Origin of the sequence: Virgibacillus doumboii, from assembly GCF_902806455.1 — a bacterium.
Classification (GTDB): Bacteria; Bacillota; Bacilli; order Bacillales; family Amphibacillaceae; genus Lentibacillus; species Lentibacillus doumboii.
In genome coordinates, this window is the sequence record NZ_CADCWQ010000001.1 from 998,754 (window position 1) to 1,025,116 (window position 26,363).

At 40.2% G+C, this 26,363-nt stretch carries 22 protein-coding genes; 20 read left to right on the forward strand and 2 right to left on the reverse strand.

Translation table 11 applies throughout. The features are described from left to right. Positions 1-61 precede the first annotated feature (61 nt). The 13 genes from secA (at position 62) to G6R02_RS04795 (ending at position 16,072) form a co-directional block, all read left to right on the forward strand. Entirely contained in the window at positions 62-2,575 is a 2,514-nt protein-coding gene (gene secA, locus G6R02_RS04735) for a preprotein translocase subunit SecA (protein ID WP_164668093.1), read from the forward strand. Between the two features lie 278 nt (positions 2,576-2,853). Beyond that, positions 2,854-3,955 (forward strand): peptide chain release factor 2 gene (gene prfB, locus G6R02_RS04740; RefSeq protein ID WP_164668094.1). Its coding sequence is split into 2 segments (ribosomal slippage): positions 2,854-2,925 and positions 2,927-3,955, totalling 1,101 coding nucleotides; the frame shifts between segments, so codons are not numbered across the junction. Between the two features lie 189 nt (positions 3,956-4,144). After that, positions 4,145-4,525, forward strand: a complete 381-nt coding sequence (locus G6R02_RS04745) for a c-type cytochrome (protein WP_164668095.1) — start codon at positions 4,145-4,147, stop codon at positions 4,523-4,525. A 345-nt stretch (positions 4,526-4,870) separates the two neighbouring features. Continuing rightward, positions 4,871-5,557 carry a cell division ATP-binding protein FtsE gene (ftsE, locus tag G6R02_RS04750; protein WP_164668097.1) on the forward strand — a complete coding sequence of 229 codons (687 nt, stop codon included), beginning with the start codon at positions 4,871-4,873 and terminating at the stop codon, positions 5,555-5,557. Then, positions 5,547-6,440, forward strand: a complete 894-nt coding sequence (ftsX, locus tag G6R02_RS04755; RefSeq protein WP_164668099.1) for a permease-like cell division protein FtsX — start codon at positions 5,547-5,549, stop codon at positions 6,438-6,440. Before ftsE ends, ftsX begins: the two co-directional genes overlap by 11 nt. A gap of 60 nt (positions 6,441-6,500) precedes the next feature. After that, positions 6,501-7,820, forward strand: a complete 1,320-nt coding sequence (locus G6R02_RS04760; protein ID WP_164668101.1) for a murein hydrolase activator EnvC family protein — start codon at positions 6,501-6,503, stop codon at positions 7,818-7,820. 137 nt (positions 7,821-7,957) lie between these two features. Beyond that, a complete protein-coding gene (locus G6R02_RS04765) occupies positions 7,958-9,418 on the forward strand; it encodes a S41 family peptidase (protein ID WP_164668103.1) in 1,461 nt (486 codons plus the stop codon). 135 nt (positions 9,419-9,553) lie between these two features. Further along, complete coding sequence (locus G6R02_RS04770) at positions 9,554-10,744, forward strand: PDZ domain-containing protein (protein ID WP_164668104.1); 1,191 nt, start codon at positions 9,554-9,556, stop codon at positions 10,742-10,744. A gap of 302 nt (positions 10,745-11,046) precedes the next feature. Next, entirely contained in the window at positions 11,047-11,568 is a 522-nt protein-coding gene (locus G6R02_RS04775) for a cupredoxin domain-containing protein (RefSeq protein WP_164668106.1), read from the forward strand. A 14-nt stretch (positions 11,569-11,582) separates the two neighbouring features. Next, positions 11,583-13,049 carry a cbb3-type cytochrome c oxidase subunit I gene (locus G6R02_RS04780; protein ID WP_205520060.1) on the forward strand — a complete coding sequence of 489 codons (1,467 nt, stop codon included), beginning with the start codon at positions 11,583-11,585 and terminating at the stop codon, positions 13,047-13,049. A 483-nt stretch (positions 13,050-13,532) separates the two neighbouring features. Beyond that, positions 13,533-14,087 (forward strand): hypothetical protein, encoded by a 555-nt coding sequence (locus G6R02_RS04785; RefSeq protein WP_164668107.1) that lies wholly within the window; start codon positions 13,533-13,535, stop codon positions 14,085-14,087. Positions 14,088-14,325: 238 nt separating this feature from the next. Further along, positions 14,326-15,411 carry a multicopper oxidase domain-containing protein gene (locus tag G6R02_RS04790; protein WP_164668108.1) on the forward strand — a complete coding sequence of 362 codons (1,086 nt, stop codon included), beginning with the start codon at positions 14,326-14,328 and terminating at the stop codon, positions 15,409-15,411. 121 nt (positions 15,412-15,532) lie between these two features. Then, entirely contained in the window at positions 15,533-16,072 is a 540-nt protein-coding gene (locus tag G6R02_RS04795; RefSeq protein WP_164668110.1) for a YkoP family protein, read from the forward strand. Between the two features lie 2 nt (positions 16,073-16,074). Here the strand turns inward: G6R02_RS04795 and G6R02_RS04800 are convergent, their stop codons facing one another. Next, entirely contained in the window at positions 16,075-16,908 is an 834-nt protein-coding gene (locus G6R02_RS04800; protein WP_164668111.1) for a metallophosphoesterase, read from the reverse strand. Positions 16,909-17,002: 94 nt separating this feature from the next. On the opposite strand from G6R02_RS04800, the gene G6R02_RS04805 reads away from it, so the two are divergent. The 7 genes from G6R02_RS04805 to G6R02_RS04835 all read left to right on the forward strand — a co-directional run bounded on the left by G6R02_RS04805 (position 17,003) and on the right by G6R02_RS04835 (position 25,788). Next, complete coding sequence (locus G6R02_RS04805) at positions 17,003-18,112, forward strand: MGDG synthase family glycosyltransferase (RefSeq protein ID WP_164668113.1); 1,110 nt, start codon at positions 17,003-17,005, stop codon at positions 18,110-18,112. A gap of 858 nt (positions 18,113-18,970) precedes the next feature. Beyond that, positions 18,971-20,953 carry an excinuclease ABC subunit UvrB gene (uvrB, locus tag G6R02_RS04810; protein WP_164668115.1) on the forward strand — a complete coding sequence of 661 codons (1,983 nt, stop codon included), beginning with the start codon at positions 18,971-18,973 and terminating at the stop codon, positions 20,951-20,953. A 7-nt stretch (positions 20,954-20,960) separates the two neighbouring features. Beyond that, a complete protein-coding gene (gene uvrA, locus G6R02_RS04815; protein ID WP_164668116.1) occupies positions 20,961-23,837 on the forward strand; it encodes an excinuclease ABC subunit UvrA in 2,877 nt (958 codons plus the stop codon). A gap of 328 nt (positions 23,838-24,165) precedes the next feature. Further along, entirely contained in the window at positions 24,166-24,519 is a 354-nt protein-coding gene (locus G6R02_RS04820) for a YojF family protein (protein WP_164668117.1), read from the forward strand. A 21-nt stretch (positions 24,520-24,540) separates the two neighbouring features. Further along, positions 24,541-25,209, forward strand: coding sequence for a bacillithiol biosynthesis deacetylase BshB2 (gene bshB2 / locus G6R02_RS04825; protein WP_164668118.1), 669 nt, complete (start codon positions 24,541-24,543; stop codon positions 25,207-25,209). A gap of 27 nt (positions 25,210-25,236) precedes the next feature. Beyond that, positions 25,237-25,431, forward strand: a complete 195-nt coding sequence (locus tag G6R02_RS04830; RefSeq protein WP_164668119.1) for a PspC domain-containing protein — start codon at positions 25,237-25,239, stop codon at positions 25,429-25,431. Next, on the forward strand, positions 25,432-25,788 hold the full coding sequence (locus tag G6R02_RS04835; RefSeq protein ID WP_164668120.1) for a phage holin family protein: 357 nt from the start codon (positions 25,432-25,434) through the stop codon (positions 25,786-25,788). It begins immediately after the preceding gene. A 223-nt stretch (positions 25,789-26,011) separates the two neighbouring features. On the opposite strand, the gene G6R02_RS04840 is transcribed toward G6R02_RS04835, so the two are convergent. Continuing rightward, a complete protein-coding gene (locus G6R02_RS04840) occupies positions 26,012-26,329 on the reverse strand; it encodes a hypothetical protein (protein WP_164668121.1) in 318 nt (105 codons plus the stop codon). Positions 26,330-26,363: the final 34 nt, after the last annotated feature.

The window sequence follows — 26,363 nt, forward strand, 5'->3', positions numbered from 1 at the left end:
GAAAGCTGACTGATTATCAGGGGCTTTCCATGTTTATCCAACAATACGAGGAGCGTTTTAAATGGCTGGTTTATTGACAAAAATATTCGGTGATGGCACCAAAAAACAACTTGCACAATTACAGAAAAAAGTCGATCAGATAGAAGCATTGGAATCTGATATGGAAAAACTGTCTGATGATGATCTTACAAATAAAACCGCAGAATTCAAAGAACGTTATGAAAATGGAGAAACATTGAACGACATGATGATTGAAGCTTATGCAGTTGTCCGTGAAGCTTCAAAGCGCGTTTTGAAAATGCGTCCTTTCCCGGTTCAGCTTATGGGTGCGATTGCGTTGCATGAAGGCAATATCGCTGAAATGAAAACCGGTGAAGGTAAAACATTAGCGTCAACTATGCCTGCATATTTAAATGCGATTTCCGGAAAAGGCGTTCATATTATAACAGTAAACGAATACCTTGCAGACCGTGACGCGAGAGAAATGGGAGAACTGTATGGCTTTCTTGGTCTGACGGTTGGTTTAAATGGCAATGGACTTACGAAAGAAGAAAAGAGAGAAGCGTATTACAGTGATATCACGTATGGTACGAATAACGAATTTGGCTTCGATTATTTACGTGACAACATGGTTCTTTATAAAGAGCAAATGGTTCAGCGCCCGTTGAATTTTGCAATTATTGACGAGGTTGACTCCATTCTAATTGATGAAGCCAGAACACCATTAATTATTTCCGGCTCTGCACAAAAGTCAGCTGCCATGTATCAACAGGCCAACTCATTTGTAAGTACACTGAAACGTGAAACTGACTATACGTTTGATGAAAAAACAAAAGGTGTACAGTTGACGGAAGAAGGTATAAATAAGGCAGAACGCTATTTCAGTATTGAAAACCTGTTCGATTTAAATAACGTATCACTGACACACCACATTAACCAGGCACTAAAAGCACATGCATCGATGCAGCGTGATACCGATTATGTTGTTCAGGAAGGCGAAGTAATTATCGTTGACCAATTCACAGGTCGTTTGATGAAAGGACGGCGCTACAGTGATGGACTTCATCAGGCAATCGAGGCAAAAGAAGGTCTGCAGATTCAAAATGAAAGCATGACACTGGCGTCCATTACATTCCAGAACTTCTTCCGTATGTACAATAAACTTTCCGGGATGACCGGTACTGCGAAGACAGAGGAAGAAGAATTCCGGAATATTTACAACATGGATGTCGTCGCGATTCCGACGAACAAACCAATTGTCCGTGCTGATAATTCCGATATGATTTATAAATCAATGGAAGGAAAATTCCGGGCTGTTGTTAATGAAATTAAAGAGAGATATGAGAACGGACAGCCGGTTCTTGTAGGTACGGTTGCTGTTGAAACATCCGAGCTGATTTCAAAAATGCTTAAGAATGCCGGTGTTAAACACAATGTCTTAAATGCGAAAAACCACTATCGGGAAGCGGAGATTATTGAAAATGCCGGCCAAAGAGGTGCAGTAACGATTGCAACCAATATGGCAGGTCGTGGTACGGATATTAAACTTGGTGATGGAGTAACAGAACTTGGCGGTCTCGCTGTTATTGGTACGGAGCGGCATGAATCACGTCGTATTGATAACCAGCTGCGTGGACGTTCAGGACGTCAGGGTGACCCGGGACTGACGCAATTTTATTTATCGATGGAAGATGAATTAATGCGTCGTTTTGGATCGGACAATTTGAAGTCGATGATGGAACGTCTTGGAATGGATGACACACAGCCGATTGAAAGTAAAATGGTTTCCAGAGCGGTTGAATCTGCCCAGAAACGGGTTGAAGGTAACAACTTCGATGCACGTAAAACTGTACTTTCCTATGATGATGTTTTACGTCAGCAACGTGAAATCATTTACAAGCAACGTTTTGATGTAATCGAAGCAAATGAGGATCTTCGTGAGATTGTTGAAGGTATGATTGTTTCAACACTTCAACGCGTGGTCCATGCAAATACCCAGGATGAACTTGACGAGAACTGGGAGCTCGATTCAATTGTGGAATATGTTCATGGCAATCTGCTCGATTATAACGATATTTCAGTGGATGACATTAAAGGAAAAGAGCCGGAAGAAATTACGGAATTTATTATGGAAAAAGTAAGAGCCCGTTATGATGAAAAAGAACAGGAGCTTACCCCTGAACAGATGCGCGAGTTTGAAAAGGTTATTTTACTTCGTACAGTGGATACGAAGTGGATGGACCATATCGATCAAATGGATCAGCTTCGCCAGGGAATTCATTTACGTGCATACGGACAAAACGATCCATTGCAGGAATATCAGGCAGAAGGCTTCCACATGTTTGAAGAAATGGTTGTTGCAATTGAAGAAGAAGTTGCCAGATACGTAATGAAAGCACAAATACGCGAGAACCTGCAACGCCAGGAAGTTGTAAAGAATACACAAGCAGTTTCCGGTGATCAGGAAGAGAAGAAAAAATCACGTAAGCCATATGTGAAAACCGAGGATATCGGACGAAATGATCCATGTCCATGCGGCAGCGGTAAAAAGTATAAAAACTGTCATGGAAAATAAAGATGGAGGCTGGGACATAACAAAAACGTGTAGGATAAGCAACGAACAATGTATGGATAAAGCGGAGGAAATATACGTAGACTCCTGCGGGAGGAAAGGCCTAGGTGAGATTCGGAGTGCGAAAGCACGGAGAGGCTCGACAGCCGCCCGCGGAAAGCGAAGTATATTTCCGGAGCGGTTTATGCACCATTTTCCAATTTGTTCGGATATTCCTTTTGATAAAACACTTTTGTACCAGCCTCTTTTTACTGAAAATATCACATTATGAGGTGAATAAAATGGAACTAGCAGAAATCAGCAATGAACTGGAACAAATGAAAAAGCGAATTAATGAATTCAGGGGGTCTCTTTGACTTAGATAACAAGAGAGAGCGCATAAAAGAGCTTGAAATGGAAATGACAGTTCCTGCGTTCTGGGATGATCCGTCTGAAGCACAAAAAGTTATTGATGAAAATAACGGATTGAAAAGTTATGTGGATAATTTTGAGGATTTAGAGGAGAAACTCGATAACCTCAAAGTATCCTATGAACTGGTAAAGGAAGAAACTGATGCAGAATTATTTGCTGAACTTGAGGAAGAAATCACTGCTCTAAGAAAAAATATTAATGATTTTGAACTGCAGATGCTCTTAAGCGAACCATATGATGCAAATAATGCCATATTGGAACTGCATCCGGGAGCAGGTGGAACCGAGTCACAGGATTGGGCAAGCATGCTGCTCAGGATGTATCAGCGGTGGGCTGATAAGAAGAATTTTTCTGTGGAAACATTGGATTACTTGCCAGGTGATGAAGCGGGTGTTAAGAGTGTTACGCTATTGATAAAGGGCCATAATGCCTATGGTAATTTGAAAGCTGAAAAAGGCGTCCACAGGCTTGTTCGGATATCTCCATTTGACTCATCCGGACGACGTCACACATCTTTTACGTCGTGTGATGTAATGCCTGAAATGTCTGATGATGTTGATGTAGAGGTAAAAAATGAGGATATCAAGATTGATACGTACCGTGCCAGCGGGGCTGGTGGTCAGCACGTAAACACTACAGATTCGGCAGTTCGTATTACCCATTTACCGACAAAAACGATTGTTACGTGTCAGTCTGAACGGTCGCAAATCCAAAATCGGGAGCAGGCAATGAAAATGTTGAAGTCGAAACTGTACCAGCTTGAATTGGAACGCCAGCAACAGGAAGTGGATGCACTAAGAGGAGAACAAAAAGAAATTGGCTGGGGAAGCCAAATTCGTTCGTATGTTTTCCATCCATACACTATGGTAAAAGATCACCGTACAAATGTTGAAGTTGGTAATGCACAAGGTGTTATAGATGGTAATCTTGACCCGTTCATTGATGCCTATTTACGTGCACAATTGAACTAAACGAAACAATTACCAAATGTTCACAATGAAGTCATGAAAATGACACAATTTGCCAAAAGCTTTGCCCCCCATGCGGTTATGTTCATTTTTAGTGAAAGACAGTGATGGACAAGGGTTTTAAATCATTGTAATTGGGTTATAATAACTGTGATAACCTTTACACTAAAATATGTTTGGGGGGATTTAAGCATGAAAAAATGGTTATTGACAGTATTGTTCGGCTCAGCGCTTGTGCTCGGCGCTTGTGGCGGCGGAGGGGATGACGGCGCTACGGATGATTCAGCCGATAACGGCAGCAATGGTACTGAAGAATCTGCCGATGAAGGCGGCGGTACAGTTGATTCTGCTGCAGCCGAAGAAATTTACCAAAGTAATTGTGCTACCTGTCATGGTGCAGATCTATCCGGTGGTGCAGGTGCTGATTTGACATCAGTCGGTGCAGATCATTCATCTGATGAAATCAAGGATATTATTACAAATGGTACAGATGGTGGTATGCCGGCATTTGGATCTCAGCTATCTGAAGGAGACATCCAAACACTTGCTTCATGGTTAGCACAAAAAAAGTAATGCTAAAATAAATACCTAACGATAAAAACTTGGCTCAATGGATTCTTTCCAGTGGGCCAGCTTTTTTTATCCACAAATTTTCTCCACTCCCAGCTCCTAAATTGCAAAATACTCCAATAGCGTACAAAATATTACAAAAATTTAAGAAATTTATAGCGTTTGAAATGAAAATGTAATAATTTTTGTCTAAAATTTTTGCTGAAAAATGTTATAATAGATAATAATTATTTATTGGTTAATCAGAAATGTAATAGGAAAGGCGTGAAGCCACTTTCTAATTTCATTTATGCGCAAAGATTCGACAACATGAGACTACAACATTAAAAAGTAAAAGGTGATACATAGATGATAAAAATGAAAGATATTTACAAGACGTATGCCAATGGGGTTACAGCCCTTAATGGCATTAATATAGATATTGATCAGGGCGAGTTTGTATATATTGTCGGGCCAAGTGGTGCCGGTAAATCCACTTTTGTAAAACTGATGTACCGAGAAGTAAAGCCCTCAGATGGAACAATTATCATTAACGAGGTCGATATGAGCGAACTGAAGGAGAAAAAAGTACCGTTTCTTCGCAGGGAAATCGGTGTTATATACCAGGACTTTAAGTTGCTTCCCAAACTATCAGTCTATGAAAATATCGCATTTGCACTGGAAGTTATCGAAGAATCTCCCCGTAATATCCGCAAACGTGTGATGGATGTTCTTGATCTGGTTGGTTTAAAGAATAAAGCCCGTTTTATTCCTGATGAATTATCAGGCGGGGAACAGCAACGGGTATCCATTGCCCGTGCTATTGTCAATCATCCGAAAATTGTTATAGCGGACGAGCCTACAGGAAATCTGGACCCGGAGACATCATGGGGCATCATGCGGATCTTTGAAGAAATAAATGCCAGGGGTACAACGGTTATCATGGCCACCCACAGCAAAGAGATTGTTAACACGATTAAAAAACGAGTAATCGCGGTTGAAGATGGTTTAATCGTGCGTGACGAACAACGAGGTGAATACGGCTATGAAGTTTAGTACGGTAAAAAGACATTTCAGAGAAGGTATAAAGAACATTTTCCGTAATGGATGGATGACTGTCGCATCTGTTGGCGCAGTGACAACAACACTTATTCTGGTAGGGGCGTTCCTTGCTCTAATGCTGAATCTTAATAATATGGCCAATACCCTTGAAGAGCAGGTACAGATTGATGCATTAATTGATCGCACTGCCAATGAAGAACAAATAGAAGAACTTGGAAACAAGATTGAGCAAATGGAAGAAGCGAAAAGTGTTGAATTCTCTTCCAAAGATGAACAGCTTGCCCAGTTAATGGAAAGCATGGGGAAAGAAGGCGGCGCGTGGCAGATGTATCAACAGGAAAATCCATTAAGTCATGCATATATCGTTAAGGCAGACAACCCCGCTGATACAGAATCTTTGGCAAAACAAATTAACAGCCTTGATAATATTCAGGAAGTCAACTATGGAAGAGATGTTATTCATCGATTATTTCAGTTTAATGAATACGCACGTAACATCGGATTGGTATTAATTTTGGGATTAGTATTTACTGCTATATTCCTCATTTCAAATACAATTAAACTTACAATCATGGCCCGAAGCAAGGAAATTGGTATTATGAAGCTTGTCGGAGCTACAAATGGATTTATCCGCTGGCCGTTCTTTATCGAAGGGATGCTGCTTGGAGTGTTAGGCGCAATTATTCCAATCTCACTTGTTTTAGGTGGATATTACTATTTGGAAAATAGTATCAGCGGACAAATTACCTACGACTTCGTTGAGCTATTGCCATTTAATCCATTTGCATGGCAACTTTCTCTTATTATCCTGGTCATCGGCGCATTCATTGGAGTTTGGGGCAGTGTCATGAGTGTCCGTAAATTCCTGAAAGTTTAATAAAAGTAAATTCCTATAAACAATTATGCATTTATTTTTTAGAGGGAAAGGGGAAACGTGATGAGAAAAGTAGTTTCGTATTTACTAATAGCTGTACTGGTTCTCGGTACAGGCTTAGTAGATTGGCAGAAAGTATCGGCAGCTTCAGCCGGAGAAGTTAAACAGGAAATTAACGATTTAGAAGAAAAACAGGACCAACTGAACAAAAAGAAATCTGAAATAAAAAATGACAAGGCAAATACCGAAGAAAAGATTGACGAAAACCTTGATAAGCAAGAAGACGTTAAAGGCGACATTAACTCAATCGACCAGCAACTGGATACAACAAGAAACAAGATTGAAGCAAAGGAAAATGACATTGCAGCAACAAATAAGGAAATTGAAGAATTAAAACGGCGGGTTAATGACTTACATAACAGGATTGACCAGCTTAAAGAAGAAATCAAAGAATTAAAGGAACGAATTAAAAAACGGGAAAAATTGTTGAAAGACCGTCTTCGTGCTATACAGTCAAACGGTGGGAGTATGAAATATCTGGAAGTAATCCTGGGCGCACAAAGCTTTGGTGATTTTATCAGCAGATCCTCAGCTGTTAACACGATTATGGACCAGGATAAACATATCATGGAAACACATATGGCTGAAAAAAAGGAAGTAGAATCGAAAAAGGAAGAAGTAGAACAAAAGAAAGCTGAAGTAGAAGAAAAGAAAGCAGAGGTCGAAGCGAAAAAAGCATCTCTGGAAAGTCAAAGACAGGAATTGGAATCCTTGAAATCTCAGTTGAACGATCAAATGGCTGAAAAAGAGCAGAAAATGGGAGAACTTAAAGAACAGCATAATCATCTGGAACAATATAAAATGAGTCTGGCAGAACAGCAACAAGTTCTGAATGACCAGGCTGCTGTTATCGCACAGGCTAAAAAAGAAGCTCAAAACCAACTTAATCAACTATCTGGAGATAATAAAGGCTCGTCATCAAGCTCAGCCGGTGGGGGTAATGGTACCTTTATCTGGCCTGTATCCCCAAATATTTCTTCAGGATTTGGATCAAGAAGTTTGGGATACCATTATGGTGTAGACTTTGCACATCCGACCGGTACTGCTGTTTCAGCTGCAGCAGGTGGTGTAGTTACAAGATCTGCTTATTCCAGCAGTTATGGAAATGTAATATACATTTATCATGCCCAGTATGATAAAACGACAGTATATGCACATTTGTCCAGCCGATCAGTATCACTTGGTCAAAGCGTATCCAGAGGACAAACAATTGGTGCAGTAGGCAATACCGGAAATTCATATGGAGCTCATTTGCATTTTGAGGTTCACAATGGTGGATGGAATTATCATTCTGGAATAAACCCAATGCCATTCCTTCCCTAATTTTTAACGAATGTATTTGCAATTTGTTTGCATAAACTATAATATTAGAGGCATCGCACATTACGGTGTGATGCCTCTTTATAAGTATTGGAAGAGGACGACCCATCGATCAAATACATACTAGTTGGGGTGAGAAGATGAAGCTTCGCAAGCAACATATCGTACTCATATTATTTGCGGCTCTTGTCTTAGGGTTTGCTGGTGCCTTTTTTGGAATAAAACTGGCACAGCCTGATTCAGTAACAGAACTCATAGAGGATACTGTTGAAACGTCACAGCAATCGCAACAAGAGACAGATGAAATACCCGCAAACGTTCAAAAAGTTGCCCGGGCATACAATATAATAAAAGAAAACTATCTGAATGATGTGGAAGATAAACAATTAATAGAAGGTGCCATACAGGGAATGCTTACATCGTTGAAAGATCCATACAGCTCTTATATGGATGCGGAAACGATGGAACAGTTCAATGAAACAATCGAATCCTCATTTGAAGGGATTGGTGCAGAAGTCAGTACGGTAAATGGAAAAGTGACGATTGTTGCACCGATTAAAGATTCACCTGCTGAAGAAGCGGGATTACGGCCAAATGACCAGATTTTGAGTGTGGATGGCGAAAGTGTAGTAGGAATGGATTTATATGAAGCGGTTGAAAAAATCCGCGGGGAAAAGGGCACAGAAGTTGTCCTCGAAGTTCAGCGTGCCGGTGTTTCTGAACCGTTTAATGTAACAATTACACGTGATAATATACCATTGGAAACTGTGTATTCAGAAGTGAAAAAAGTTGACGATAAGAAGACCGGTATAATTGAAATCACCACTTTTTCAGAAAATACTGCTGAACATTTTAATAAACAGTTAAGTGAATTGGAAAACAAAAATATTGAAGGACTAGTAATTGATGTACGGGGTAACCCAGGCGGTCTTTTAACTGCCGTAGAAGGTATCCTGAAGAACTTTATTCCAAAAGACATTCCTTACGTACAAATCGAGAATCCAGATGGAAAAAGGTCCAAATCCTTCTCGAACCTCGAGGAGAAAAAACCGTATCCAATCAGTGTCCTTATCAATGAAGGAAGTGCATCAGCTTCGGAAATACTGGCAGTAGCGATGAAAGAAGTAGGCTATGATGTTGTTGGTAAGACCAGTTATGGTAAAGGTACGGTACAGAAAGCAATACCATTTGGAGATGGCAGTACGATTAAATTGACCTTTTATAAATGGCTCTCGCCAGAAGGTACTTGGATTCACGAAAAAGGTGTAAAGCCTACGGTGAAGGCAGAGCAGCCTGAATATTATTTTACAAATCCTGTTCAGGTGGAAGAACCTATCACATACAATCATACAGGTGAAAAGGTTGAGAATCTGCAGATCATGCTTAAAGGTATAGGATATGACCCTGGACGGACGGATGGTTACTTCAGCAGGCAAACAGAATCAGCAGTTGAAGCTTTTCAAACGGATAATGATCTCGAAGTTACCGGAGAGGTTAATGGAAAGACTGCAGGTTTAATTGAGTCGCAGGTAGTTGATAAAGTTCGTTCTGGTAAAGATGACAGGCAAATGGAAAAAGCGCTGAACGTTTTATATGAGTAAGGTATTCCGTGGGTGATGCCCGCGGATTTCCTTTTTAATTGAGTTTGTGGATAGTAAAGCAGGAAATTATTCGACAAATATCGAATATAGCAGTAATGGAAACAATTATTGCATCTATGCTGGAAGGTGATCATAATGGCAGAAGCCTGGTTAATTGAGGCGGCAAAAGGACTGGGAAGATTATTTTTAAACCCGTTATTGTATTGGGTATTCATTCTTGTTTTACTTGCGGGGTACCGAAGGATACGAAAAGAACGGCTGAACTTCGGTTTTAAGCTGTTCGATGTTTTTTCTGAATGGAAGAATACATGGGCTGTATCCGTTATCTCAGGGGTTCTCATATCCCTTGCAATCGTTGGTGCGGGGATGGTTTTTTCCTATGAAACGATTCTTCTTTTATGCCTGGTTACGATTGTACTGAGTCTGACATTACGATTCACCCTGCTTTCAGCAAGTTATACGGTTGGTATTACATATCTGATTCTTTTGTTTATGCCTTACTTACTGGAATATCAGAATGTGATAGATACTGAATTATTTGGGAAAACCAATTTTACGGGTCTTAGTTTATTATTGGCTATCTTTTTATTGGTGGAATCTATACTTCTAAAACGAAGCAGCCGAAATAGTACGTTTCCCGATTTGGAACTAGGGCGCCGGGGAATCTGGATTGGTTCACACCACATTAAAAAATTAGCCCTAATACCGTTCTTCGTCGTGATACCATCCGGTTTGATTACACCATTTGCACCGTTCTGGCCTTATTTTTCCTTAAATGGTGGAACATACAGTTTACTTTTGGTACCATTTTTGATTGGCGTCGATCATATTGTGAAGGCAAGTCTACCGGAGAAAGCGGCTAATCGTCTTGCCAGATCCATCCAAATCCTGAGCTTGTTTGTACTTTTGTTTGCAGTAGGAAGTATTTATATTAGCTGGTTGTCACTGGGAGCTGTTGTGGTTGGGATTATAGGAAGAGAATTTATTAATTACAGGCATCGTTTAGCTGAAAATGAAAAGTCTTCCTATTTTAATAGAACGGAGCATGGACTGAAGGTACTGGCAATAATACCCGGAACACCTGCAGACCGGTTAGGAATCCTTGTCGGTGAAACGATTAAAAAGGTGAACGGCAGGAAGATTAGCAGCATGAATGAATTCTACTACGCATTACAGGATAGTGGTGCATTTTTCAAACTGGAAATTGTCGGCGATAATGGTGAAGTCCGATTTGTGCAGAGTGCGTTATACGAGGAGGACCATCATGAATTGGGAGTTATAACGACAGATAACCGCTACCGGGAAAAACAATCCGAGGCAAACTGAACTTTATAGCTGATTACTTAGCTGGCAGTAAGGTACTTAATGTATCTTGCTGCCTGTTTTTATGTAGAAGGATCTGTAAAACAAAAACGTTTCTATTTCGAACCTTATTTAGCTATAAGATGGAAAACACTATACTAACGGTTAAAAACATATAAACTAAAAAAACTGTTTTTTCGAAAAATTAATCGAAAACAGTGATTTGTATCACTAGTTAATTGTCCTTATTTTCGTATGATAAAGCCGATCATATCTAATTCTTTATGATTAGCAAACAAAAATGAACAGCTAAGGGGGGCTTTTAGTTGGTACAAACAGTTGCCTGGATTGTCAGTTTAATTTTTATGACTATTATTGCAGTGGTATTTGCATTTGTTGCATGGAAGTCCAGAGAGAAGCGGGAATATGAACCGATCAAGAAAAAATGGTATAAAGCCCGGACATTCTATGGTAGTACGTTAATCGTTTTATTGTTGGTAATGACTATTTATACGTTGAGGGAACTGCCATACAATCAGCCAGTATACGGTGAAGAGAGCAAACCGCCAATTGTTGATGTTGAAGCAATGCAATTTGGCTGGAATATGAGTCAAACTGAATTTGCAGTTGGTGAACCGGTTGAATTTCATGTAACGAGCAAGGATGTTAATCATGGATTTGGGATTTATGATGAAGAAATGAACATGATTGCTCAAACACAGGCAATGCCGGAATATACAAACAAAGTATTTATTACCTTTGACGAACCCGGAACATATGAGATTCTTTGCCTGGAATATTGTGGTGTAGCTCATCATTTAATGAAAGGAAAAATTACTGTTAAGTAATGGGGGTGTACGAAATGGAAGCAACTATGAAGTCACGGAATAAGTTAGTTGTATCATACCTGGTAGTTGGTGGAGTAATTATCATGGCAATGATGGTATTTGGGATCTTGATGCTTTTGGCACAAGGTGGCGTATTGGATCTGCCGCCAGCTGTGTTTTATCAGTTTTTAACAATTCATGGTACCGGGATGGTTGGTGCTGCAGCATTTGCGTCCGCAGGTATTATGTGGTATTTCCTCAGTCAGTATGTTGAACTGTCGAAACGAATTATGAAAGCTAATATGGTATTGTTCCTCATTGGGGTATTTATGGTCATTATTGGTGTATTTTCGTTTAAATATGCCAGTGCATGGACATTTTTATATCCGCTGCCGGCACTTTCCGGAAGTGCTTGGGGAACAATTGGAGCACTGCTCTATCTTGGCGGAATGCTAATTCTGGGGATAGGTTTTCTATTATTTTATCTGGATTCCGGAAGAGCTATTATAAAAAATTATGGCAGTCTTGCAAAAGGTTTGGGATGGGATGTTATCGCGGGCAAAAAAGCGGAAAAAGATGCCCCGACAGGAACAGTAGTAGCCAGCACTATGGTAACAATTGTTAATGTTACTGCATTAATAGCAGGAGCAATAGTGCTGATAATGAATATGATTAATGTAATAAATCCTGCATTTACATTTGATCCATTATTGGCGAAAAACCTGACATATGCATTTGGCCATATTTTTGCGAATGCAATTATTTACATGGCTGTAATAGCTGTATATGAAATTTTACAGAAACGTACAAATCGCCCATGGAAATCCAATAAAGCATTTTTAATAGCCTGGACAATGTCAACAGCATTTACATTAGTAATTTACACACACCATATGTTAATGGATTCGGTAATGCCTACATGGACGCTCGTTCTTGGACAAATTCTGTCATATGCTAATGGGCTGCCGGTACTTGTTGTAACAGCGTATGGTGCCTTAATGATCGTTTATAAATCCGGTATTAAATGGGATATGGGTTCCGGAATGATCTATCTGTCCATGTTTGGATGGGTGGTCGGTGTCGTACCAGCGATTGTCGACGCAACAATCGTTGTAAACCATGTCATGCACAATACGAAATGGGTACCGGGGCATTTCCACATGTATATGGCACTCGGAGCGTGTGCGATGATCTTTGGATTTATGTATTTCCTTGCAAAAGAAGACAGTACTATCAAAACGAATGGGCTGGATAAAATTGCATTTATTTCATTTACACTGGGGATAATCAGCTTGAGCGGTTCATTCCTGGTATCCGGGGCGATAAGTACACCAAGAAGGTGGGCTACACATATTCCTGAATGGATGGGACCAGCACTTTTTGGATCTGTAGCAGGTGTATTGGCTTTGCTTGCGGTAATGATTTTTGTCATTCATTTTATCCGCTATATGATGATACGGAAAAATGTCGTTCCAGAAGCTGACCTGCAGAAATTGGCTTAAATACTTTTGCTTTTTGTAATAGGCTGCTTTCGTATAAGTTGTTGCTACAGAAAAGATATAAAATGTGACGTAACTTTAAAAAAAAAGATTGAGTGCTATAACACCGCTACGGAAATACACTTCGCTTTCCGTGGGCGGCTGATGAGCCTCCTTGCTCCTTCGTCGCTGCGGAGTCTCATCTAGGCCTCTGCTCCCACAGGAGTCTCCGTGTATTTCCTCCGCTGGGTAAGATGAATAACGCTGCACTAGCTGTTATCAAGACAAAAAAACTTTAGATTAAAAATAACAACAGTGTTTGATTGTAGCGGAGGCCAGTCGATTCCTGCGGGAAAAGCAAAAGGTTTTCAGAGTGGGGCGAGTAATCGCAGTCCCAATGGCTGAAGACCCCGGAGCGAAAATCATACGCATCAGTTACATCGCAGTTTATATCAAATACAAGTTTAAAAACAAAAAAGAGTCTTACAAAAAAGGGGGTAATCTGGTGTGCGGGTGAAATTCGGTTTTCTTTTGTTCATAATATTAATCATTCCGACTGTCAGAAACCTGATGGAATCTGTAATGGTTGTACACATGCTCGTGCAAATTCCTTTACTTATCATTTCAGGATGGTGGGTGGCAGGCTATTTTCAAAAAAAGTTTCCGGGTTTTTTTGAAAAATGGAATGAAAATGGCATCCCTGGAATAACCCTGGTTGTGTTCATTACAATCTACTGGATGATTCCCCGCACATTGGATGAAGCCCTTGTTTCGTGGGATGTTGAGCTATTTAAATTTATCAGTTTACCTTTCCTGGCAGGAATCCCATTCCGTGACAGTTGGAGAAAACTAGGTTCAGTTGGGAAAAGCTTTATTATTTTTAATTATATTCCCATGTTCGGTTTAATGGCATGGTTATATATTGACGCACCTGTCCGTATCTGCAATAACTATTTGGAAGTGGAGCAAAAAGTGCTTGGCTGGGGATTCCTGGCTGTTACAGCAGCCCTTGTTTTATATATACTCCAAAGTGTATTTACTGATCAATCGGATGTCACATAAGTTGGCAAAAATCCCTGATGAACCTGGATAAGGTTGGTCACCAGGGATTTTTTAATGCCATACTTTGTTCATAATTTCACATAATTATGTGATGCGTATCACAGGAGCAATAGGTTATTCGAATTACACTTTAAATGAAGATAAGGTAAACCATTCAGTCAGGCAGATAGCAGGCAGATACCATTTTTGATTGGGTGGTAATTTAACTTATCTACCAATAAGCCATGAGGTGATTGGAATGTTGAGAAGGACAAGAGTTTATTCAATTATTTTTCTAAGTGCTATGGTTTTATTGTTATCTGCTTGTGGTGAAGGAAGTCTAGAATCCCAGAAAGACGCTTCAACTGATTTGGAAAACGGAATTCACAAAGTTAGTGCCGAAGAAGCAGCTGAAACGGAGGTTATTAAGCCGCATCAAGGTGTGAATCAGGAACCTGTTCCGGTGGAGATGACCCGTGATGGAAAAGATGTTTACATTAACATGACTGCTCAGATTACGGACATTGAAATAAAGGAAGGCTATACGTATAAAGCCTGGACATTTAACGGAGAGGCACCAGGACCGCTCGTTGTTGTAAATGAAGGTGATACAATTCATTTTACGTTAGAAAATAAAGACCCGGCAATCCCGCACAGCATGGATTTTCATGCAGTACACACAGCCCCTGATAAAGGGTTTGCCGATGTAGCACCAAATGATGAGGGAACATTCTCCTATCAGGCAACAAAGCCCGGGGTGTTTATGTATCACTGTGGGACAGACCCGATGATTTCTCATATAGCCAATGGGATGCATGGAGTAATTATCGTTAAACCGGCTGATGGCTATCCAACTGATAGTGAAATCGATAAGGAATATGTAGTAATCCAAAACGAATGGTACCAGTACAATGATTTTGAAAATATGACAAATGGAGAGCCATCCCAGGTCGTATTTTCTACAAAAGCACTTCATAAGGGACAGCCGAATACAAACGGAACCGTTAACGCAGTAAAGGATGCACCTTTAACTGCCATGGTCGGCGATAAAGTTCGAATCTACATTAACAATGTCGGTCCGAATGAGGTAAGCAGTTTCCATGTCGTCGGAACAATATTTGATGATGTGTATATTGACGGAAATCCTGAAAACCATTTTGAAGGGATGCAAACAGTTATGCTTCCGGCAAGCGGTGGAGCGGTTGTCGAGTTCACAGTAAAAGAAGAAGGACTTTACCCATTCCTCACACATCAAGTTAACCATGCAACAAAAGGAGCAGTTGGACATATTAAAGTAACCGCTGATGGAAAAGATGATGGAAGTACTGTTGACGAACAACATTAATATATGAAAAAACTCCTGTTCAGAATTGAGCAGGAGTTTTTTTGGTTTAATATTCCTTCAATATTTTTGGTTCTTTTACAGCAAACTAGTTGTGAAGTATGAAAAAAGAAAGGGAATTAGCATGAAAGGTTATCTATTGGGTGTGTGGAATGCCATTGATCCCATTTACTTCAGTTTCACAAGATTACATTACGTACATGATAAAGATAAGAGAAATACATTGTTTCGGGTCAGGCTGACAAGGTATAAAGGGACTACTGTTTCACTGCAGGATGGAACAACCATTCATAAAAATGATTTACTGATTAAAATACATTTGCACAATGTCAGGGTGATAAGTGAAATAAAACCTGTTAAAAGCGACATCAAACGGGCGGTAATAATATATCACAAGATAAAAGATGCCTTACCCTGGCTTTCCCAATACGTTTCGGCACACAAAAAAGGAAATAATATAAAAGGAATTATCGGCATCACCACATTGTGCCGCGGGGCCAATCGCCTTGGCTTTGAATTGGTACCAATAAAAAACCCCTTTTATCGTTTATATAAAAAGGGGACATTTTACCCGATTAATCATTTGTCAAACACTTCAAAGCATCAGGCTCCTGTATATTTATTTATGTCGAAAAAGCAATTATTCGAACGATATCTTGTGTGAAATTAAGCACTTTTTGAGCGAATGGCAACATCGTGAAAAGTTATTTCGGGCCTGCTTCCGACACGGATATTGAGGCCGGTTTGACCAAGCCCTTCACTTATATAAAATGGTGTGTCGTTATGCTTATGCAACCCTTTGATTACATTTTTGCGCGCAAGCTTACCCATTTTAACTAGGTGATATGCTTTTGGATAACAAATCTGTCCACCGTGAAAATGACCTGCCATTAAATAATCGAATGAATAATCCTGCATCTCAAGGACAACTGTCGGATCATGGGTTAAAACAATATTGGTTCCCTGTTCAACATGCTGATACGCTAATGGCAGATTGCTGCGGTTCGTACTGTAATCATCTATTCCAATAATGTTTATGGTTTGTCCATTTACCGAAATTATTTCACTTTCGTTTTGCAGCACTCGGACATCATTTTGCTCCATCAACAATTTAAGTTTATTCAGATCATGACTTTTTAGCACATAATCATGATTGCCGAACACAGCATACGTTCCATATTTCGGTTGGACGTTGCTTAGCACACGCAAATACGGCAGCAATTTTGGGATCGATCGTTTTCGGTCCATAAAATCACCAGTTAAAGCAATCATATCAACGGACTCATTCTTCAGCTTATTTTCCAGTTGTTCGGGTGTCAGTGAAATATTTTCAAGGTGCAAGTCGGACAGGTGGAGAATCGATAGTACCTGGTCTTGTTTTGCAGTTGATTCGGAAGAAATAGTTATTTTGTTTATTTTTATATCAAACGTATTTTTATAGGCTTTATAAAGTAGAAAACAAATTACCATTACGAGTATTAAAACGAATGATAAAGTCATTGCAGCCTCTCCTCTCCTATTAAAAATATAACATGTCTGGTGTGACTCTATCATTGGTAATTGAAGCCATATCATGTTAGTTGGAGGCAGTAATATGGAACAGAAGAAAGCATTATTCCTGCCTTTTATGCAAATTCCCACCGGACATCACCATGTTGCTGATGCGTTAATCCAGGAAATGCAGCAAGCCCGGGAGGATATGATTTGCGATAAGGTTGATATTTTATCGTATAGTTACGGACGAATGGAGAAGGTCATTTCGTCTGCTTATTTGACGTGGATCAGACTGTTTCCTGATGTTTATGACCGGATATACCAGCATGCGGCATATCGGCGGTCACCGGTTGGAAGACACTATCTGTATGAGACTTTATTTGTGCATTTTTTGAAACGTCTTGCCAATCAGTTACACCCCAATATTCTTTTCTGTACACACGCGCTCCCGTCCAACATTGCAAGTGTATTAAAAATGAAAGAACAACTGCAATCGATTACGGTAAATGTTTATACGGACTATTTTGTTAACCGGATATGGGGAATCGAAGGAATTGATTACCACCTTGTTCCGTCTGTAATGGTTAAGGAAGACTTATTGAAGAAAGGTGTTCAGGAAGAACGGATTTTTATAACCGGCATACCAATTCATCCTGTTTTTCATTTGGGGAAACATTCGCGGGAATCATCTGAGGAAATTTCCATATTGGTTACCGGGGGGAGTCTTGGCGTTGGGGCTATAGAAAAGATTTTAGCTTCTTCAACATCTGATAAGATTCATTACTTTGTGCTTTGTGGAAAAAACGAGGCATTATATGAACAATTAGTACGCGAAAAAAGGCAGTCTGTAACTCCGATTCCATATGTGACTAGTAAAGGTGAAATGAATGCACTATACGATAGGGTCGATGCCGTAGTAACAAAGCCTGGCGGGGTAACGGTCAGTGAATGTTTAATGAAGCGGAAACCAATATTTGTGTATAACCCACTGCCGGGTCAGGAGAAAATCAATGCCGACAACTTAAAACAATTAGGATTAGTGACGCCTGTCGAATTACATGATAATTTAGTTGAACAGCAAATCATTGATTTTTTTGCTGATGAAAAAAAGCATGAAAAGTACAATAAGAACGTTGATGCCTATCACCAGCATTTGGATGAGAGGTCTCTATCCATAGTGATTAATCAAATACTAAGCCAAAAACATTAGCTGTATGGGCTGATGTTTTTTAGTTCGCATTTTCTTAAAGATTTGCTATTTACGTCACTTAAGGAAATGAAAATATACTTCACATTTTCTGTAAACTGCGAACTACTTTGAAAAAAAGTTGATTGCTATAAAACCGCTGCGAAAATACACTTTGCTTTCACACCTCCGGGTACCAAGGCGACATCTGCTCAAAAAGTACGTTTTCACAGTGTCTTCTTAGCCGGGGGAGGCTGCTGAACTTTTTGTACTCTTCTTGTCGCAAGTTTTTCTTGAGATGTGGTACTCCTGCGGGTAGGACGGGTTGTGAAAGACAATTGGAGGCGGAAACGTTGATGAAAAGTGGTTCATCAGGCGTATGAAGCACAATTGGAAGCAATAACATCGATGAAAAGTGGTTCATTGGGGGTATGAAGGACAAAAGAAAGCCTAATAACTAAAAAAATGTCTTTCATCACGAATACGAAGTACAAAAGGAAGGGGAATCCTCTCTAAAATATTTTTCTCAAGGTAAGAATCGGGAAAGGAATGCTGAGTAGGCTCCCCAACAAGAGCTTATGAAATCGAATATATTCTATCTGCTATGTCAGAGAGCCCCACTTAATAATACTGTTTCGCATTTTACGTCAACTGTAGTTGAAAAACATCAAAGTTTACGAAAAGAGTCTTTTAGTTAGATATGTAATTTGCTGGTATCATGCATTTGAAATCATTGTGCATGATTTTTTGGCTGTAAATCGGGTAGAATGGTAATGGATATGAAGGAAAAGCAAATAATCGAATATTTGTTCGCTTTTCTGTTAAAATTAGTATATAATTGTGATAGAATATTAGGTAGACTGATGAACGGAGGACTGCCTTGTGGAAAATAAATTTGATCTTGTGGCACAGTACGAGCCACAGGGGGATCAGCCAAAAGCAATAAAAGAAATTGTTGAAAAAGTAAAAGCCGGACAACGTCATCAGACATTATTGGGTGCAACCGGTACTGGGAAAACATTTACGGTATCAAATGTTGTTCAGGAAATTAACCGTCCCACACTGGTAATTGCACATAACAAAACACTGGCGGGCCAATTATACAGCGAGTTCAAGGAATATTTTCCGAATAATGCGGTCGAGTATTTTGTTAGCTATTACGACTACTATCAACCGGAGGCGTATGTACCGTCGACCGATACCTTTATTGAAAAAGATGCAAGCATCAATGATGAAATTGATAAACTTCGCCATTCGGCAACATCATCTTTGTTCGAGCGTCGTGACGTTCTGATTGTGGCTAGTGTTTCGTGTATCTACGGTTTAGGTTCTCCTGAAGACTATGAGAGCCAGGTGCTTTCATTACGAATGGGGATGGAGAAAGACCGTGACCAGCTGCTGCGTGATCTGGTCGATATTCAGTATGCGAGAAATGATATAAACTTTCAGCGCGGTACATTTCGCGTGCGTGGAGATTCAGTTGAGATTATCCCGGCATCAAGGGAAGAACACTGTATTCGCATTGAGTTTTTTGGTGACGAAATTGACCGGATTCGGGAAGTGGATGCATTAACCGGCGAGATAATCGGTGACCGTGAGCATATAGCTATTTTCCCGGCATCCCACTTCGTAACACGTGAAGAAAAGCTGAAAAAGGCGATTAAAAATATCGAAAAAGAACTTGAGGAACAATTAAAGAAACTGCGTGCGGAAAATAAATTGCTGGAAGCACAGCGGTTGGAGCAACGAACAAATTATGATTTGGAAATGATGAATGAGATGGGATTCTGTTCAGGCATCGAAAACTATTCACGCCATTTAACGTTTCGTGAGCCAGGGTCAACACCTTATACACTGCTGGATTTCTTTCCGGATGATTTTCTGGTAGTTGTCGATGAGTCACACGTTACATTGCCACAGGTGCGCGGAATGTATAATGGTGACAGGGCGCGAAAACAGGTGCTTGTTGATCATGGATTCCGTTTACCTTCAGCACTTGATAACCGTCCATTAAAATTTGATGAATTTGAAAAAGCGACAAACCAGCTGATTTATGTTTCGGCAACACCGGGACCATATGAGTCGGAGCATTCACCGGGGGTTACCGAGCAAATCATTCGCCCTACCGGTTTATTGGATCCTAAAATTGATGTCCGGCCAATTGACGGCCAAATTGATAATTTGATTGAGGAAATAAACAAACGGTCGGAGCGGAATGAACGTGTTCTGGTTACAACGCTGACAAAGAAAATGTCCGAAGATTTAACGGATTATCTGAAGGAAATTGGTATAAAGGTTGCCTATTTACATTCGGAAATTAAAACTCTTGAACGAATAGAAGTTATTCGTGACTTGCGTGTGGGAAAATACGATGTTCTTGTAGGGATTAACTTATTACGTGAGGGTCTCGATATTCCTGAAGTTTCGCTGGTAGCTATTCTGGATGCGGATAAGGAAGGCTTTCTGCGCTCCGAACGGTCACTTATCCAGACAATGGGCCGTGCAGCACGTAATGAGAACGGAGAAGTTGTCATGTATGCTGACCGCATTACCAACTCTATGCAAGTGGCGATTGATGAAACAAACCGGCGTCGTGAAAAACAGATGGCATATAACGAAGAACACAATATAACACCGACTACAATTCGCAAAGAAGTACGTGATGTCATTAAAGCAACCGTTGCAGCTGAGGACCAGGAAGAATATAAAGATAATAAAGTAAGTGTCGCTAAGCTTTCAAAAACGGAGAAGTCAAAGATGATTGATAATATGGAAAAAGAAATGAAGGATGCAGCCAAAGCGCTTGATTTCGAGAAGGCTGCAGAGCTTCGTGATATAATACTTGAACTAAAAGCGGAAGGATGACCTGTTCATGCCTAGTAAGTCTATTAAAATCCAGGGTGCTCGTGCCCATAATTTAAAAAATGTTGATGTAACCATTCCAAAAAATAACCTTGTCGTCTTAACAGGTTTGTCCGGATCGGGCAAGTCTTCACTTGCTTTTGATACGATTTATGCAGAGGGGCAGCGTCGTTACGTTGAATCACTATCTGCATATGCACGTCAATTTTTAGGGCAGATGGATAAGCCTGATGTTGATGCGATTGACGGGTTATCTCCTGCAATCTCGATTGATCAGAAAACGACAAGCAGGAACCCGAGGTCAACAGTTGGTACCGTTACGGAAATTTACGATTATTTACGGTTGCTCTATGCCCGCGCAGGCCGGCCAACGTGTCCAAAACATGGTATTGAAATTACTTCACAAACAGTACAGCAAATGGTCGACCGAATTCTGGAATATCCGGAGCGAACGAAAATGCAAATCCTTGCACCGGTTGTTTCCGGTCGTAAAGGTGAGCATGTCAAAACGTTTGAAAAGCTGAAGCAGGAAGGTTATGTGCGGATTCGTGTTGACAATGAAATGCGCGAAGTAACCGATGACATTAATCTTGAAAAAAACAAAAAGCATTCCATTGAAGTTGTTATTGACCGGATTGTTGTCAAAGATGGTATTTCCGGCCGTCTTAGTGATTCAATTGAAACAGCGCTTGGATTAGGTGAAGGGAAAATAATTGTGGATGTAATCGGTGATGAAGAGCTAATGTTCAATGAGAACCATGCATGTCCGATATGCGGTTTCTCCATTGGCGAACTGGAACCACGGTTATTTTCCTTTAACAGCCCGTTTGGTGCATGTCCAACGTGTGATGGGCTGGGAACTAATTTGGAGGTAGACCTTGATCTGGTTATTCCGGATTGGGACCTTTCATTAAAAGAACATGCGATTGCTGCATGGGAGCCAATTAGCTCACAATACTATCCGCAGCTCTTGAAGAGTGTTTGTGACCATTATGGAATTGACATGAATACACCTGTCAAAGATATTCCGAAAAATCAGATGGACATTATTCTATATGGAAGCGGTAAAGAGAAGATCCACTTCCACTATGTAAATGATTTTGGCAAGGTACGTGATAATGACATTCTTTTTGAAGGTGTTTTGAACAATATCGCCCGTCGTTACAAGGAAACATCGTCTGATTTTATCCGGGAAACGCTCGGGAAATATATGGCGCAAAAGAAGTGTCCAACGTGTAAGGGATACCGGCTTAAAGAAGGTGCCTTAGCAGTATTGGTCAATAATATGCACATCAGTCAGGTTACCGACTTTTCCATCACCGAGGCTATCGACTTTTTTCAGAACCTTGAACTGACGGAAAAAGAAGAACAAATTGCCCAGATGATTCTGAAGGAAATTGATAATCGATTGAACTTTTTAAATAATGTTGGACTTGAATATCTGACAATGTCCCGTGCTGCCGGAACATTATCAGGCGGGGAAGCACAGCGGATCCGTCTGGCTACACAAATTGGATCAGCACTGACAGGCGTGCTGTACGTCCTCGATGAACCTTCAATAGGTCTGCATCAGCGTGACAATAATCGTTTGATTAATACATTGAAGCAGATGCGTGACCTTGATAATACACTGATTGTTGTTGAACATGATGAGGACACAATGCTTGCTGCTGATTACTTAGTCGATATCGGTCCTGGTGCAGGTGAACATGGCGGTGAAATTGTAGCCAGTGGTACTCCGGAAAAGGTAATGAAAAATAAAGACTCACTGACAGGAAAATATCTGTCAGGTGATAAATATGTGCCACTGCCATTGAAACGCAGGAAACCAACGAAAAAGAAAATTGAAATCGTTGGTGCCGAGGAAAATAATCTGAAGAATGTCACTGCAAAGTTTCCGATTGGATTAATGACGGTTGTTACTGGTGTTTCCGGCTCCGGAAAAAGTACACTCGTTAACGAAATCCTGCATAAATCACTGTCAAAGCAATTGCACCGGGCAAAACATAAGCCTGGTAAACACAAGCGCGTGAATGGAATTAAAAATATTGAGAAGGTAATCGATATCGACCAGTCACCAATAGGCCGGACACCTCGTTCGAACCCGGCAACATATACTGGTGTGTTCGATAATATCCGTGATGTCTTCGCCCAGACAAATGAGGCCAAGATACGCGGGTATAAAAAGGGAAGATTCAGCTTTAATGTTAAAGGCGGCCGCTGTGAAGCATGTCATGGTGACGGGATTATCAAAATAGAAATGCACTTCTTGCCGGATGTTTATGTTCCATGTGAAGTATGTCACGGAAGCCGCTATAACCGTGAGACATTGGAAGTAAAATATAAAGGCAAAAGCATAGCGGATGTTCTTGAAATGACAATTGAGGAAGCATTGGAGTTTTTTGAAAATATCCCTAAAATAAAACGCAAGCTGCAAACGATTTTTGATGTTGGTCTTGGCTATGTTAAGCTCGGTCAGCCCGCAACAACATTATCAGGCGGAGAAGCTCAACGGGTTAAGCTTGCCAGTGAACTTCATCGCCGGTCAAACGGAAAGTCATTTTATATCTTGGATGAGCCGACAACAGGACTTCATACAGATGATATTAAGCGATTATTAGATGTACTGCAGCGGCTGGTTGAAAATGGAGATTCTGTGTTAATCATTGAGCATAACCTCGATGTAATTAAGACAGCAGACCATATTGTTGACCTTGGCCCTGAAGGCGGTGACCGTGGCGGACAGATAATTGCTGCCGGAACACCGGAGCAAATCGCTGAAACAGAAGGATCTTATACGGGGCGTTATTTGAAACCGGTGCTTGAACGTGATCGGGGACGTATGGAAAAAGATATGAAGAAGCGGGAAAAAGTTGGTTCGAAGTAGATAAGAGGCAGTGAATCTTGTAGGGTTCACTGCTTTTTTTTGAGTAGTGCGGGATATCGGCAGAAGAATTGAAACATCGGCAGATTAGCAGGAACATCGGCAGATAAGCCGAAACATCAGCAGATAAGCAGGAACATCGGCAGAACAGCCAAAACATCGGCAGAAGAACTAGAACATCAGCAGAAGAATCAAATTATCGGCAGAAGGAACACATTACCCCCACGAAAAAACCCGTAATCGGGCGAATCTTTCGCAATCAAAACTTTTGACGCATTCCTGACGTTTCGGTAAGGTAAAATGAGAAGGATTGCCAGGGAGGACGCATAGCATGAAACCTATTGATATAAAAGAAGTTCAAACTAGATTGGAAGAGTTTATAAATAAAGATGTATATGTTCATTTAGAAACGACAAATGGGGCTTATGCCAGTCATCATAACAATAAAGCATACAATGTTGGGGCATATATCCGTAATGCGCAAGTGAAATTTAATCAGGCAAAAATTGTTGGAAATGGAAAGACGTATCGTGTTGGGCTGAAAATGGAGATTGGCTGGATTTATGCAGAGGGGTTAACTGATTGGACGATTCACGGTGATAACCAACTGCTGATTGCCGGACATGATCGTGAGGGCCGCTTAATGGTTTCTTTACAAATAAGTGAAACACCATTTCGTTATTAATGTGGAGGTAAGGTGATAGATATGGAAAGACATGTTGTGGTTATTTACCCGCATCCGGATGATGAGTCATTTGGGGCAGCCGGGACGATTATGAAGTATCGTGAACAAGGTGTACCGGTAACCTATTTATGTGGAACACTGGGTGAAATGGGAAGAAATATGGGTTCGCCCACTTTTGCTAACAGAGAGACGCTTCCGGAAATTCGGAAGGAAGAAATAAAAGAAGCATGTGAAATACTCGATATTAAGCTGCTTCTTCTTGGGTACAGAGATAAAACATTGGAGTTTGAGGACAGGCGGGAAGTTTCGGAACATTTAAAAGGGATTTTAGAAGAAATCAATCCAAGTTTAGTGATTACACATTATCCGGAGCATGCTGTACATCCTGATCATAATGCATTGGGCGCTGCGGCGATTGAAGCAGTTCGTCTGATGGACCCTGAAAGCCGCCCGGAAGTTTGGGCACAGGCAATTACGAATAATTATTTTGAAGAACTTGGTAAACCTGATGTCAGTAATGATGTGACAGCAGTTTTCGATCAAAAAATGAAGGCTATCTCTGCTCATAAATCACAGGCGAGCGGGGTTTTAAAAAGTATTAGTAACAACCCTGAACTGGAGGACGACCTGAAAGAAGAGGCGAAGAAACGACTGGGGAAAGAGCAGTTTTACATTTGGAAGTTTGATTAATAAAAGATCGAGGGGTGGGAGTTAATCATGGCTAAGCGATTATACCGGTCAGAATCCAATCTGATGATTGGTGGAATATGCGGCGGACTTGCCGAGTACTTTAATATTGATCCGACAATCATCCGCTTGTTGTTTGTGGCAACTATTTTTATGGGTGGAACCGGAGTTTTTGTTTATATAATTGGTTTGTTTGTGATTCCTAAGGAAAGTGAGGTTCGTTAAATGCTGCTTCGCTGGGTTATATCCATTTTTTTAAATGCGGTTGCACTGATAGCAGTTGCACAGCTTTTTGACGGGTTTCAGCTTGACGGGTTTGGTACCGCACTCTTAGCAAGTATTATATTAGCCATTCTTAATACTATAATTAAACCGATTTTAATAGTATTAACGCTGCCAATCACCTTTTTAACCCTTGGTTTGTTTTTATTTGTAATTAATGCCATCACACTGATGATTACCCAGGGAGTAATGGATGATTCATTTGTTATTGCTGGATTCGGCACAGCAATTATCGCTGCGGTTGTTATTTCAATATTGAATTTGCTGTTAAATAAGTTAGTTAAGGATACAGTGAAATAGATGGATTATTCGCAGGTGTATTCCTGCGATTTCTTATGAGGGCTGTTTCTTAAGATTGTTGTTTTTCGTCAATTTAGAAAGGGAATCTTTACTAAACAAATTCCGTACTCCAAGATGTACTGAAACTAATTCTATATACACTTTATTTTAATGTAACCTCTTATATTCTTTTATCCCTCTCACTTATATAATCGAATGTGTATCTAAAAAAGTGGCATATCTTTTAAATTAAATTTCTGCCACCTTTTGCTCCTGAGATTCGATTATAATAGTAGAAGAGGGTGTTAGGTTGGTTGCATGTTTTGGGGACCGGGAATTGCAATTCAGACTCAGTGATTTGCATTTTCCAGCTGCTGGTTTTAATGGTGTAATAATCTTGATATATCTTTTTATTTAAAGCAAAACCCAGCGGAGTGCATTTCCGCAGTGGTGTTATAGCACTCAATTCTTTTTTGACAGTTATGTCGTAGTATATGTCTTTTGCGTCAAAAACAACAATCTTTACAAAAACAGTTTTTATAAAAAGTATCCATACTTCCACCTGTCAAAATATGCTACAATAAAAAACAGTAATC